Here is a 13,116-nt window from a genome sequence, read left to right on the forward strand (position 1 = left end):
CTTATGGTTTTTTTGGCTTTAACGTGCTGGGCTTTGCTGTGGCGTAGCTACCCTAGCTGTTGTTATGGTTTGTTATTATTCAATTCTTATCTCTTTAGAAACTTGCTCTATTAATTCTGCGCAGTTTAAAACGAATTGATTATCAACCTCTATTAATGTAGAAACTTCTGAAACATCTCCTTCTTCAAAGAAATTTTCTTCCGGTATTTTTATCTTAAACGGTAATAACCCAGATTTTGCAACCAGAGCATTATAACTCTTTCCTTTGCCATGTTTAAGTACATTGATAGCATAATAGAAGTCAATGAAACGATCGTGAAGTTCATTCTTCCCTTTTTTACTAAGTATCTTTTTAGCCTCTTTGAAACCATCTTGACATGATAACTCTTCTTGCAATATTGATTCAAATAAGGAAAACATACCAGTAGCCAATATCACTTTTTGTAATTGAATCATTTGTAGATTCTTAACAGCAATAGTAGATGCCCCTGTTTGTAGTTCATTTAACACTTTTAAACTCGCTTCTTCCAATGCATTCAAAGCAAATGCTGTACTTCTGTATATTAAGTCGTCAAACTTGTGCATCTTATTGTTTTAATAACTCATAGCTATCATATAGAAGGAATACTACTCCCACTATAAGGGCTCCACCGCTCCATCTCCCAACGGAAACCTGCAGCACAATATAGGGAAAGCTACATGGATTACCTACCTGCCCAGTTGACTTCAAATTGAATTGATTTTTAGGCGACTTCGGCCGTGTCTGCCGTTGCTATTTGCATCTCTTTAACCTCCCCCTTTACAGCTGTCTCCTGCTGCAAACTCAGCCGCTGGTGCTCTGTCACCACGGCCCCGGGCGGGTAAAACAGTAACCGGAACACCTCCCCTACTGACCTGGCATGCTTCAGGTCCTTCACAAGATCGACCCACTCATGGAAAACAAGGTACACGGGGTTAAAGGAGGTAACAGGTTTGGTGAGGCCATATATAGGCTTCTCCACTTCCGGCACAAAGGTGCCAAACATCCTGTCCCAGATAATGAACGTGGAGCCATAGTTCTTATCGATATAGTTCGCATTGGAGCCGTGGTGCACGCAGTGGTGCGAGGGCGTCACGAAAATATACTCGATGGGCGCAGGCAGTTTCTTCACCAGCTCGGTGTGCACAAAAAACTGGTACAGCACCGCCACCTGGTGACATATAAAGAAGGTAAACGGGTCGATGCCCAGCAGGGGCACGGGCAGGAAGAAGATGAATTTAATGTGCTGCGTCCAGCTGGTGCGGAAAGACACCGAGAAGTTCATCCGCTCGGAGGAGTGGTGCGTAACGTGGGTGGCCCACCAGAAGCGCTGCTCATGCGCGATGCGGTGCGCCCAGTAGCGGCAGAAATCAACGGCTATAAAACAGACGATAAAGCCCCACCAGGCACGCGGCATGGCCCAGGGCACCATGTTGTAGACATATAGCGCTACGCCAAAAAGCCATACCTTCAGCACTCCGCTCAGCACCGTGTTTACGGCACCAATGGTAAGGGCCGACATAAACTCTGTTTTGTGGTAGGAGTTACGCTTTCTGTAAAGCCCCACCAGCCACTCGCCCACCACCGACAGCACAATAACCGGTACGGCATAATGCATCACCGTAAGCTCGTCAAGCCGCTGTAAGTCATCAAATGTAAAAATCTCTTTCTCCATGGGCGTTCTGCTAACAAGCTACTGTCTTATCAACGGCCAATCTGGTAAAGAGTTAAGCCTAAAAAGGGCCGCCGGATGCTGCAGAAGCTGCAGGAGCATAGGAAGTCACCGATAGGGCTGGTTAAACTCAGGCAGATACCTCCCTGTATTTTATTCGAAGAAAACTTTCACATTCGTACATTTGCAGCATAAGCAAAGAACCATGCGCATTCGGAAAAAAGTAAAAGCCACCTTACCACCCCAGGGCTCCCGCTTCACCGCCCTTGACCTCTTTGTGAAAGCAGCCGAAAAGGAAAACTGGACGGAGGAGGAAATACAGTTTGTGATCAACGAAGTAGTAGAAGCCCGGGATGACCCGGAAGGCCATGCGATCCTGCGGGAATACAGCCTGTAAAAGGACGGGTAGCTAATATATTTCAGCTGCCCGCCACGAAAAGGTATTTTGCTTTATCAGGCGCTTGCCTGCGGCTGAAGCTGGAGTTCCTGATGGTGTTGTTGCAGCACCCCGATGATGAAGCCTATATGTTCCTGCAGGTCTACCCCAAACAGGGCGGCGCCTTTACTTACTTCGTCACGGTCAACGGAGGCGGCGAAGCTTTTCTGCTTGAGCTTCTTGACCACGGACTTCGCCTCCAGCCCCTGTAGCCTGTCTGGCCGCACCTGCGCACAGGCCACGATAAACCCTGTCACCTCATCGCATGCAATCAGCGCCTTGTCCAGCAGGGTGTCGTAGCTAACGCCCCAGTGGGTGTAGTGCGCCGATATGGCGTGTGCGATCTCCTCCTCCCCGCGCTCGCGCAGCAGGCGCACGATCACACCCGGGTGCTGCTCCGGATAGGCCTCGTAGTCGGCATCGTGCAGCAGGCCTGCAATGGCCCATTTGTTTTCGTCTTCCCCTAACTTCCGGGCATAGGCCTGCATCACCAACTCCACGGTGCGGGCGTGGCGCAACAGGCTGTCGCTTTTCGTCATGCTTCTCAGTACTTCAGAAGCTTCTTTGCGTGTCATATCTCGTCCTGTAGTTATGAAAGCTGCAATAATAACGAATGCGGCCGTGCCGTCAAACGGCACCGCGCATAAGCCGGAATCATATAGTCCGGCAGGATATAGTTTATAAAATCTGTTCACCCATATATACCTGGTCCCAGGCAAGCAGCATATGTCCTGTCTATTTAGCTAATAAAGAAGCCTCCTGAAAGGATATCAATCTATATATATAGATTCAGCCGCAGGGTGTTGTAAAGCAACAGTTGTAAGAGAAAACACCCGGTATATACTTAGGCAGGCGTTTATAAATTGGGTGGAGGGTTGTTAGGACTCGGAGGGCGCTGCTCCTGCTGTTCCAGCACCGCCTGCAGCTCTTCGCGTAGCAGCCTTATCTCATGATGCAGCGCCTTCACCTGCCGCGCACCTACCATTTCAGTCTCCTCGCTCCCCGCATCGCTGTCGATGAAGAACGTGGCGAGCGTGGCGGTAAAGTAGCCAAACACAGCGAAACCGTACATCGCCAGCAACAGGCACAGCACGCGACCTTCCGGCGTCACCGGGAAATAGTCGCTGCCAATGGAGGTCAGCAGCATCACCGTCCACCACACAGACTCGCCGTAGGTCGTAAGGCCATGCTCGTTCTCAAAGGCGTACATGCCCGCTGCGCCCGCCGTTATCACCACCAGGGTTAGGGCCGCAACATAGCCGAACGCACGCCGCGACATGGCCTTGCCCAGGCTGCGCATGCTCCTGTTCACGGAGCCGACCACTTTCACCAGGCGCAGGCCGCGCGTTGCCCTCACCGTGCCGATCAGCCGGAAAGCGCGGGTAATGCGGAAGAGCCGCAGGGCAGGAACAACAAGGGAAATAGTGGTGAGCACATTCTGCTGCAGGAAGCGCAGCTTTCGCGGGGCCAGGGTAAACTTGAGGGCGAAGTCCAGGATAAAGATACCCCAGATAACGTTGTTGATCAGTTGCAGCACCGGGCTCAGGCCCCAGATAAGCTCAACCACCAGCAGCACCAGCCAGATGAAACCCAGCACCACCATCGGTATCTCCAAGCCGTTTTGCAGCCTGTCGAGCAACTCATAGCGCTCATTCTCCAGTTCCTGCTTCTCCGGATCTTGCGGCAGTTTCTTTTCCCCCATATCTACTAGCTAGCGCACCACAGCCCCTGCTGTGGCTACTGCATAGGGTACGGCGCAGAAAGATGTTCGGTTAGATATAAAGCGGGTGTTAATTCAGTTTGGCAATCTGTACTTCGTCCCAGTATCCCATTACTTTATCTTTTTCACCCACCAGTATATCAATACGGTTGCGGATGCGGCGGTTCATGATATCCCGCACGATGTACATGCCATCCAGTTCATGGGAGAGGCCGGTAACCTGCAGGGAGTCGCCGTAGCTGATTTCGCCGCCCCAACGGCTGTGCAGATCACGGGACACAGCTATCCAGCGGTGCTTTTTCGGGTTTTTTTCGTTGATGCGCGAGCCATCAGCGGTGATAAACGGGGTTGAGTCCGTCTGCCCCGGCACGGGGAAGTATACAGAAGCGGAGACAGTGATGGTTTCGGTGGTCGGTTGTTCGATTTGTGATATGGTACGGGCGGGAGCTCTCAGCTTCCATATGGTCTCTTTCAGTTCGTTGTCTTTTTGTTCGGTTGTGAGTGCCGGGGATTCTTCGTTAAATAAGGAAAATTCTTCAGCCACTGCTACAAGAATGGAAAACGCGGCAGCGAGTAATTTTGTCCTAAACATAAGCTATCCTTTTCGTGGAACATCGGTTTAATTTGCAATAACCCGCTTTAACGACAGCTAAACAGAATGGTTTTATTATACAGCTTTATAGGCCAGGATAAGCAAAATTAGCAGAATCAGCCCGCATTAATATTTTAATAATATATTTTGTAATTTTATTTATAGATTTTACACTATATGCTTTCGTCTTAATACACAGATGTAGGTATATAGCTAATTTATTTAGAACACCGATAAAGCAGCTCCTGGCTGAAGCGCCTGCTTAATGCGTGGAACATTTTCAGCCTTTCGGGAAAGAAGAGGTTCAGGAAGCTTGCGTCAGGGTCTCGCAGTGCTTGGCCGCGTCGAAAAGTTTGTAATCAGGATTTCTTTTTATGGAAGTACTTGTCATAAACGATGTAGGCGATGAAGCCCGCGAGGCTGACGGCTGAGACCCATATAAGGCCGGACTTCAGGCGGTCGTTGTTCTGCCCGAGCCAGGCGAGCAGCACCGTAAGGGGCACAATACCCGCCAGGGTCGCCCCCATGAATTTGAGGTAGCCCATGCGGGCGAGTCCCGCCACTATGCTCACGGCATCGTTCGACAGGAATGGAGATATGCGGGCAATGATGATAGCCCATACGCCATAATCATCTACAAACGTGGTCACTTTGCGCTCTGTTTTCCTGCCGATGAGCTTGCTGACACCGGCCTCGCCCACACTGCGCCCGATCCAGTAACCAACTGTTGAGGCAACGGCCACAGCACCAATGGCAATAAGCGATCCCCAGAAATGCCCGTATGCGATGATGGCCACCAGCATCAGCGCCACCACGTTTATCACGAGCAGGAACATCTGGGCGATCATGGCCAGCACAATAAAGAACGGCCCCCAGAACCCAAACTGACTCACCCACTCCGAGATGCGCTTTTCGTCACCGCTCGTAAGCACGTCCCACGCATTTTGCACCTCCCGCTGAAAACCGGGGAAGATGAAGTAGGAAGCAACCAGGGCGGCAATGAGCAGAACGGTGATGATCAGGGGCCACTTGCTTTCCTTGCCCTCCTGCTGCCTATCGTCGTTGTTCTTCTCCTGCGCAGTCTGCGTTACTTCCGGTTCGTGCGCGTAATCTCCTCTCTGGTGCTGTTGCTGTTTATATATAAAAGGCTTATCCTGTTGCTCCTCTGCCATTGCATTGCTGTTTATTTCCTTTTAGTAGACGAAACAGCGGCATACTTGGTTGGCATTTGTGCAATTCCGGTGGCCGGGTCCAGGCTATACGTGTAGCTTTCACGCTTTTCTTTTGCAGTCGCCGACACCGTGTACCGGATGCCGTAGTAATGGTAGTGGTGCCCCAGTGTGTTGCTCATGTGCCGCTGCACAATGCCGGGCGCTATGGGCGCCGCACCTGCCGGCTTCGGGTTACCCTCGCCATATACCATCGCAGCCACCAACCCCGACAGCAGCCCCGCCACATGCCCCTCCCACGATACCCGCTCCTCGTTTGGAAATAGGCCGTAGAACAGGCCGCTGTATAAAAAAAGCACCGCCAGCGAAACAGCCATCGCGCTTCGGTTCTGTCGCAGAAACCCGTTGAACAGCAGGAAGCCCGCCAAACCGTACACGATGCCACTTGCCCCCACATGGTAGGCCTGCCGGCCGATCAGCCACGTCAGGATGCCGCTCAGGAGATAGACCAGCAAAAAAACGCGCGTAGCTACCCTGCGGTGCAGAAACAGGATGAACCCTGACAGCAGCACCAGCGGAAAAGCATTGGAGAGCAGGTGCAGCAGGTCGCCATGGATAAGCGGGCTTGTCACGATGCCAATCAGCCCAAAGAAATTGCGCGGCAGCACCCCAAGCCATGTCAGGTTGGCCTCCGTCAGGTAGCTGAGCAGGCCTATAAGCGCCAGCAGTGCGGCAAACAAGGTGCCAGGCAGGAAGCTGTAGCCGAAATCTGTCTGCTGCTCGTGCAGGTCGACGGTGTGTTGGTCAGAAAAAAATGTTGCCATGGGTATGGTCGGGAGCCGTTTCAGCCCCTGCTTTTTCAGGAAAGATAAAGTTTCTAAACAAAAAGGGAGGTATATAACTTAATCTACTTTTAGGATTTTCTCGTAAAGTAGTGGCTCCATCAACGATCCGCTACGGCTGGTGGTGTAAAGCCCCCGCCCCTGTTCAGGCCTGACGCATGGCCGGAGAGGGCATCTGCACAAGAAAGCAGGAGCATGTGGCGTTTAATCAAAACTATGCTTCAGATAAAACATAGTACCTTTTCTCACCTTCAGCGCCTGCTAACGCTGGCGCTTCTGCCGGTGCTATTGCTTTCCTGCAACGAATCCTCTGACAAAGGCAACCAACAGCACGCAGCCAGTGCCAAGCCGGTTCCCGTCCTGGCGGTGGAGCGGGTACCCTACGAACGCCCTGTCTCACTAATCAGGGCCCTGCAGGAGCCGGAGTCAGCCTGGGTGGATTCTGTTTTCAACACCCTGTCGCCGGAAGAACGCATCGCGCAGCTCATGATCATTGAAGCTTTCTCAGACAAAGGCCCGGCGTACGAAGCAGATGTGATGCGGCTGATAAAGCAGTACAAGGTCGGGGGTATTATCTTTTTCCAGGGGGGGCCGGTGCGGCAGGCCAGGCTCACCAACAGCTACCAGGCAGCGGCAAAAGTTCCGCTGCTGATTTCTATGGATGCAGAAACAGGCGTGGGCATGCGCCTTGACAGCACCGTGCAGTACCCGTTTCAGCAAATGTTGGGTGCCGTGGCCGACAACGGGCTGATCTATAACATGGGAGCGCAGATAGCGGCAGAGTTCAAGCGCCTCGGCATGCACGTCAATTTCGCACCCGTAGCCGATATCAACAACAACCCCAAAAACCCGGTGATCAGCTACCGCTCTTTCGGTGAGAACCGGCTGGACGTGGCCGGCAAAAGCCTTGCCTATATGCAGGGGATGCAGCAGAACGACATTATCGCGGTGGCAAAGCACTTCCCCGGCCACGGCGACACCGACGTGGACTCCCACCACGACCTGCCAGTTATTTCCTTTGATCGGCAGCGCCTCGACTCACTCGAGTTATATCCCTTCCGGCAGCTGATCGAATATGGCCTCGGAGGTATGATGGTGGCCCACATGCACATTCCCGGCCTCGACAGTACCGCCAACCTGCCTTCAACGCTCTCCAGGCCCATTGTGACAGGCCTACTCAAAAAGCATATGGATTTCGAGGGGCTGGTGTTTACGGATGCCATGGTTATGAAAGGCGTGACAAAGTACTTCGCCCCCGGCGAGGCAGAGGTGCGCGCCCTGATGGCCGGCAATGATGTGCTGGAGCGGCTCAACAGCGTGCCTCGGGCCATCCGGGCAATCAAGGCGGCCATCAGGCGCGGTGACCTGACACAGGCTGAGATTGACAGGCGCTGCAAACGCGTGCTAGCGGCCAAGCAGTGGGTGGGGCTGGACAAGTACAAGCCCATTGACCTGACAAACCTGTACGAAGACCTGAACACGTCCGCCGCCGACAGCACCAACCACGTGATAGCAGAGGCGGCCATTACCCTGCTGAACAACAGGAAACGCATGTTGCCCGTAAGGCAGCGCCGCAGGACCCGCATTGCCACCCTCTCGGTCGGCGCCAGGCGCACCACTTCCTTCCAGCGCGAGGTGAAGGAGCACGCCACCACCACCGACTTTGTTCTTTCGCGCAAAGCCAATATTAAGGAAACAAGAAAGCTCTGGAAAAAGCTGCAGCGGTTCGATGTCGTGCTGGTGGGGCTATATGGCCCTAGCATCCGGCCCAGCAACAACCTCGGCTACTCAAAGGAGGCGGCGGCGCTGGTTCAAAAGCTGGCAAGGTCTGATAAAGCGGTGATCACCCTGTTTGATAATGCTTACGCCCTGACCCAGTTCCCCGACATCGAGAAAAGCCGGGCGCTGATCATGGCCTACCAGCCCCACTTTCATGCCCAGGAGGCCGCCGCCAGCCTTATTTTCGGCAAGATTGCGGCACGTGGCAGGCTTCCGGTGACGGTAAATGAGCACTACGCCTACGGGGATGGCATCAGCAAAGACGTACCGTTGCTCGCCACCCCTTAGTATCTTCAGGTAATGCTTTGCGTAAAAAGAGCAGGATAATTCCTTAAAAAGAAACTATGGACACTTTAAAACTATTCATCCGCTATATTGTCATCCTCTGCCTCAGCATCGGGCTCTGGAGTTGCGAAGGCCGAAGGGAGGTGGAAGGAACAGAAGAAATTACGGTAGACACCGCTGAAAAGGGGGATACTGCCCGCGTTATCAAAACAGGAAACACGGCTGAGGACGAACTGGAGGAGTTCAGGGCGTGGCTTAACCGGCAGACGGAGAAAGGCGATACCGCCATCCGCCGCGAGTGGCCTGCCGTACGCGAAGAACTGCGCGAGCGGAATGCCAGGCTGGAGCAGAAGTTCGACAGCCTTTCAGCAGAATCAAAGGAAGAGTACAGGGAGCTGCAGAGCCGCTACGAGCGCTGGGAAGAGCGCCAGGAGCGCAGGCAGCAACAACCGCTCGCCCCTGCCGAGCTGGCACAGTGGCGGGAAAGGCTTCTGCGCGATTACCAAAACCTGGACAAGGTGAAGCCGGAGAACATTCGGGAAGCATACCTGACATTTATGGGAGAAGTGCGAACAAACCGCCGCACCTGGACCCAAAATGACTGGGATTACGTCGATTACGTGTACAGCCAGCTAAACCAGCGCCGCGGCGAGATCGAGGGCCAGCTCAGGACGGCGGATAAGCTGAAGATCCGGACCCTGCAGGCGGAGTACCTGACACTGGAAGGCGCTGCTGACACACAGAGTATGTTGCAGGGCAGCACGGAGTAATGGCGATTGGCTAACCAGGTGTTTATATATAGTATATATAGGCTGCTTATATATAAAGGGTGCGCGAACAGAAGATTGCACGTTCGCGCACCCTTTATATAGGGCATCACCGGTTATTTCCGCTGGAGCTTTGCCCACTGCTGCGCGATGATCGTTTTGGCGTCAGGCGTCACCAGGGCATCCAGCTCCTGCGCCGGGTAGCGCAGGATTTCTATCTGCTCGTGCTCGTGGGCGTTGCCTCCGCCACCTGCATACTGCTCAGACACCTCCGCGTAATACAGCTCCACCCGCTCGGTGTTGCCGCCCGGCGAGGAGTAGAAGCTGTAGAGGTGCTCTAGCCGGTCAACGAGGTACCCGATTTCTTCCGCTATTTCCCGCCTGATGCTTTCCTCTGGCTCCTCCCCCTCGTCCACCATGCCGGCCACCACCTCGATCAACTCTGACTCAGACCCGATCCTAAATTGCCTGGTCAGGATGTATTCCTGTTTTTCGGTATCAAAAACGAGCGCGGCGACGGCGTTTCCCCGGTCAAACTGCTCGCGCGTAAATGTATGCCCGTTCTGTGAGACGGTCAGTTTATTGATCTTAAAATAGCCGTCGTAAGCGCATTCCTTTTTCTTGATTTCCATAGGGTACCTGGGGCAGATGCAAAGGGCCTGCCGCTTCTTTTATATATACTGGTTAATGAAGCTTATTCGTTGTTTCGCTGTGCCGCCTGCTGCGTCCGCTTTGTCAGGAACGACTCTGACAGCTCGGACTCACTTTCATACCCTTTGGCTCTGTTCTTCCCGATCCCGCCCTCGCCGGGCAGCAGCCTGTTCACAAAGCCGAACAAGTCTGTCATCAGCTCCGGGGAAAGACCATGCAGCAGCGCGCCAAACTTGGCTGGAAGCGTGGTGGTCACCTGCGCGTCGCCATGGCGCAGGGCATCGAGTATTTGCCGGGCAGTGGCCTCCGCGCTCATTGACGTCAGCGGACTCGAGTCCATAATCTTAAACAGCGCGTACTCTTTTTTATGCTGGCCTTTTACATAGGCGTGGCCGGTGCTGCCTGTCTGTATCAGCCCCGGCGTGGCAGTGGTCACCTTTATGTTATACTTCTTCAGCTCTGCCCGCAGCCCTTCCGAAAGCCCCACCAGCGCAAACTTACTGGCGCTGTACGGCACCAGGTGCGGCACACTAATCTTGCCCCCGATGGAGGCCACATTCAGAATCATACCCCCGCCGCGTGCCTTCATGGCCGGCAGCACTGCCATTGTGGTATAGATTGGCGCCCAGTAATGGGTTTTGATCGCCTCGTCGAAGTCCTCTATGTTCATCTCCGTCACAGGCCCGGCATGTATGATGCCCGCGTTGTTGATCACCACATCTATCGGGTAAAACTCGTTCTGCACGTTCGTGACCATATCGATCACCTCCTGCTGCACGGTCACGTCGCATTTCTGCACCAGTACCTCGGCCCCGTTTCCAGCCAGTTCCATGCGCGCGTTTTCCAGCTCGGATGCATCGCGGGCGCACAGCACGAGGCGGGCCCCTTCGGCGGCCAGTTGCCGGGCCATTACCAGCCCAAGTCCCCTCGACCCGCCGGCAATAAGCACGGTTTTGTTATTAAAGTCGTAGGCGGTCATTTTCCTGCTGACACTGCGCGCGGCCAATAAGGCACCCGCGCCTGCCGCCAGCCACCACAGCTTCTTCTTGTCTTCTGTTTTCATAGTCTTAGGTTTGTTAGTGAAGTGCGGACACGGCTGCGCAGTAATAGAAGGCGGCTTATCCGCTTTTTCCTCTACGGGAGCAGCGAAGTGTAGGGCTATTTGCGGGAGTACTTACGCGAAAAGATTTTATTCTGGATACGGGGCGTGTACATCAGTTTGGCAGACGCTATCCCATAATGGTCCTTGGTGAGCGCAGGGTGCAGTTCCGGGCCGATGTTATCCAGGTAATCGGTGGTAGTAATGTGGTACATCAGCTCGGTGGCAACGCTGAACTCGTCATTCAGCCTGAATTTCAGCCCCCCGCCGAACGGGATAACCACGGCAAGCGCAGGGTATTTCCGCGCCGGATCATAGGTTACCTGGGAGTCTTGCAGGTCGCCCTGCCCCGGAAACGAAGTAGGCGTATAGTAAACGAAACCAGCGCCTACCCTGGCATAGGGTACAATGAAGCGCTTGCGCAGCGAGCGGTAGCCAAAGCCGCCGGCATAGCTATCCAGCAGGTTTACCACCGCTGTGCCGGTTACCCCGATCACTTCTGACCGAAAGGAAATATTGAGCGGGCGTTGCGGCCCCTTCTCCGTCGCGCCTAAACGGGCATAGTCAACCTGGCCGCTCACGCCGAGGTAGGGCGTCATCTTGTAAAGGGCTCCCACACTTACGTTCGGGCCGAACTCGTTACAGCTTGGGCTGCCGCAGATATTACTCTTCACGGCTGTCACGCCCCCTCCCAGCACGACTACAATGCCGCGTTCGGGCATTTTACTGACGCTGTGCTTCCCGCCGAACAGGGATTGTGCGGCAGCGTTGCTGGAGGTAAAGATGGTCAGGCAAAGGAATAGGAGGAAAGGGTAAAGTTTCCCGTTCATAGGTAAGACAGGGTTTGCATGATTGAGGTACACAAATAGTTCTCATGGCTGTATCTCCCAAGGGAGACTGCCGCACGGAAGGCTGAGCCGATTATATATAGCCGTGAAGGCAATCATGCGGCAGAGCAGCGCTTCAGTTTCCCCTATTTACGGCTGAGCAGATATAAAGATGGACAAAAAACGATTATTTCATCTTTATATCTAAATAAGCTAATATATATACTAAAACGCACAGGAACGACACCCGCTCCATATCGCAGGAGCAGCCATGTAGGCATGGCTGCTCCTGCGATATTTGATGTCAATATATATCTTTGGCGTTACACCACCGCTACTTCCTGTCCCTCAGTTTGTCTGCGTTGGCATCTATGATCCGGATAAAATCCAGGACCAGTGCCGCCGCATCCGGGTAGAAGGCTTTGTTCACCTGCACGTAATCGTCTGTCGGCTTGTGGTAATGCGGATGATCCTCCACCCCAAAATAGACAAACGGAATACCGCGCTTGTAAAACGGGTAGTGGTCTGACTGCGATGTCCAGTCGTCGTGGCCCTGGTCCGGCAGGTCGTGGCCCAGCACTAATTTTGCCTGCGGCAGGGGCTTCACCTGCTCGAGGTATGGTTTCAGCTGCGGGTTGTGGTAAGCGCCGCTGGCATATAGCTCCCCTTTATCGTTGATGCTGAGCATGTCCAGGTTTACGTTCAGCAGGATGTTCTGCAGCGGCACGGGCGGGTTTCCCAGGAAAGCGCTAGCCCCCTGCAGGCCAAGTTCCTCTCCGTCGAGCGCCGCAAAAATCAGCGTATGCTTGGGTTTATGCTGTGCAAAATAACCGGCTGCGGCCAAAAGGGCACCCACGCCGGAGGCGTTGTCATCGGCACCGTTATATATATGCCCGTCGCGCTGCCCCACATGGTCGTAGTGTGCCGTCACGACAATGGCCTTTTCAGATTTACCCGGTATATACCCCACCAGGTTCACTGCCCGCTCCACCACCAGCCGCTTTCCCCCAATGCGGAAAAACTGCCTGTAATCCTCCCCGAACGGCTTGAGGCCTACCTGCCGGAAGCGCTGCAGGATATACTCCTGCGCCAGTTTGTTGCCCGCGCTCCCACTCTGCCGCCCCTGCATCGAATCAGCGGAAAGCACCTGTACATCCTTCAGCAGCAGCGCTTTATTTAGTTCGTGGCGCTGGGCCACTCCCATAAACGGGAGGGCGAGCAACAGCGAGAAGGCAAGGATTTTTTTCATAGGGGGTGG

General features: G+C 53.9%; 14 protein-coding genes. 3 read left to right on the plus strand and 11 right to left on the minus strand.

All coding sequences use genetic code 11. The features are described 5' to 3' along the window. Positions 1-75: 75 nt before the first annotated feature. Together ABD920_RS16800 and ABD920_RS16805 are read right to left on the minus strand one after the other, a co-directional pair. Positions 76-585 (minus strand): hypothetical protein, encoded by a 510-nt coding sequence (locus tag ABD920_RS16800; protein WP_345160649.1) that lies wholly within the window; start codon positions 583-585, stop codon positions 76-78. A 158-nt stretch (positions 586-743) separates the two neighbouring features. Further along, the gene (locus tag ABD920_RS16805; RefSeq protein WP_345160650.1) at positions 744-1,694 is read right to left on the minus strand and encodes a sterol desaturase family protein; all 951 of its coding nucleotides are present in this window, start codon (positions 1,692-1,694) and stop codon (positions 744-746) included. 202 nt (positions 1,695-1,896) lie between these two features. Here ABD920_RS16805 and ABD920_RS16810 point away from each other — a divergent pair, with 202 nt between their 5' ends. Beyond that, on the plus strand, positions 1,897-2,088 hold the full coding sequence (locus ABD920_RS16810) for a hypothetical protein (RefSeq protein ID WP_345160651.1): 192 nt from the start codon (positions 1,897-1,899) through the stop codon (positions 2,086-2,088). 56 nt (positions 2,089-2,144) lie between these two features. Here ABD920_RS16810 and ABD920_RS16815 read toward each other — a convergent pair whose 3' ends face one another. The 5 genes from ABD920_RS16815 to ABD920_RS16835 all read right to left on the minus strand — a co-directional run bounded on the left by ABD920_RS16815 (position 2,145) and on the right by ABD920_RS16835 (position 6,432). Continuing rightward, complete coding sequence (locus ABD920_RS16815) at positions 2,145-2,702, minus strand: HD domain-containing protein (RefSeq protein ID WP_345160652.1); 558 nt, start codon at positions 2,700-2,702, stop codon at positions 2,145-2,147. A gap of 281 nt (positions 2,703-2,983) precedes the next feature. Continuing rightward, positions 2,984-3,829, minus strand: a complete 846-nt coding sequence (locus tag ABD920_RS16820) for a potassium channel family protein (protein WP_345160653.1) — start codon at positions 3,827-3,829, stop codon at positions 2,984-2,986. 88 nt (positions 3,830-3,917) lie between these two features. Beyond that, the gene (locus ABD920_RS16825) at positions 3,918-4,391 is read right to left on the minus strand and encodes an RlpA-like double-psi beta-barrel domain-containing protein (RefSeq protein WP_345160654.1); all 474 of its coding nucleotides are present in this window, start codon (positions 4,389-4,391) and stop codon (positions 3,918-3,920) included. Between the two features lie 407 nt (positions 4,392-4,798). Further along, the gene (locus ABD920_RS16830) at positions 4,799-5,611 is read right to left on the minus strand and encodes a TVP38/TMEM64 family protein (RefSeq protein ID WP_345160655.1); all 813 of its coding nucleotides are present in this window, start codon (positions 5,609-5,611) and stop codon (positions 4,799-4,801) included. Positions 5,612-5,622: 11 nt separating this feature from the next. Next, positions 5,623-6,432 (minus strand): rhomboid family intramembrane serine protease, encoded by an 810-nt coding sequence (locus ABD920_RS16835; protein ID WP_345160656.1) that lies wholly within the window; start codon positions 6,430-6,432, stop codon positions 5,623-5,625. A gap of 234 nt (positions 6,433-6,666) precedes the next feature. On the opposite strand from ABD920_RS16835, the gene ABD920_RS16840 reads away from it, so the two are divergent. After that, positions 6,667-8,517 carry a glycoside hydrolase family 3 protein gene (locus tag ABD920_RS16840; RefSeq protein WP_345160657.1) on the plus strand — a complete coding sequence of 617 codons (1,851 nt, stop codon included), beginning with the start codon at positions 6,667-6,669 and terminating at the stop codon, positions 8,515-8,517. Positions 8,518-8,573: 56 nt separating this feature from the next. Then, the gene (locus ABD920_RS16845; protein ID WP_345160658.1) at positions 8,574-9,284 is read left to right on the plus strand and encodes a hypothetical protein; all 711 of its coding nucleotides are present in this window, start codon (positions 8,574-8,576) and stop codon (positions 9,282-9,284) included. A 113-nt stretch (positions 9,285-9,397) separates the two neighbouring features. Here ABD920_RS16845 and ABD920_RS16850 read toward each other — a convergent pair whose 3' ends face one another. From ABD920_RS16850 to ABD920_RS16865, 4 genes are all read right to left on the minus strand, one after another. Next, on the minus strand, positions 9,398-9,913 hold the full coding sequence (locus tag ABD920_RS16850) for an NUDIX domain-containing protein (RefSeq protein ID WP_345160659.1): 516 nt from the start codon (positions 9,911-9,913) through the stop codon (positions 9,398-9,400). Between the two features lie 62 nt (positions 9,914-9,975). After that, on the minus strand, positions 9,976-10,995 hold the full coding sequence (locus ABD920_RS16855; protein ID WP_345160660.1) for an SDR family NAD(P)-dependent oxidoreductase: 1,020 nt from the start codon (positions 10,993-10,995) through the stop codon (positions 9,976-9,978). 95 nt (positions 10,996-11,090) lie between these two features. Next, positions 11,091-11,861 (minus strand): outer membrane beta-barrel protein, encoded by a 771-nt coding sequence (locus tag ABD920_RS16860; protein ID WP_345160661.1) that lies wholly within the window; start codon positions 11,859-11,861, stop codon positions 11,091-11,093. A 331-nt stretch (positions 11,862-12,192) separates the two neighbouring features. After that, complete coding sequence (locus ABD920_RS16865) at positions 12,193-13,107, minus strand: M28 family peptidase (protein ID WP_345160662.1); 915 nt, start codon at positions 13,105-13,107, stop codon at positions 12,193-12,195. Positions 13,108-13,116 lie beyond the last annotated feature (9 nt).

Source organism: Pontibacter saemangeumensis (assembly GCF_039541895.1).
Taxonomy (GTDB): domain Bacteria; phylum Bacteroidota; class Bacteroidia; order Cytophagales; family Hymenobacteraceae; genus Pontibacter; species Pontibacter saemangeumensis.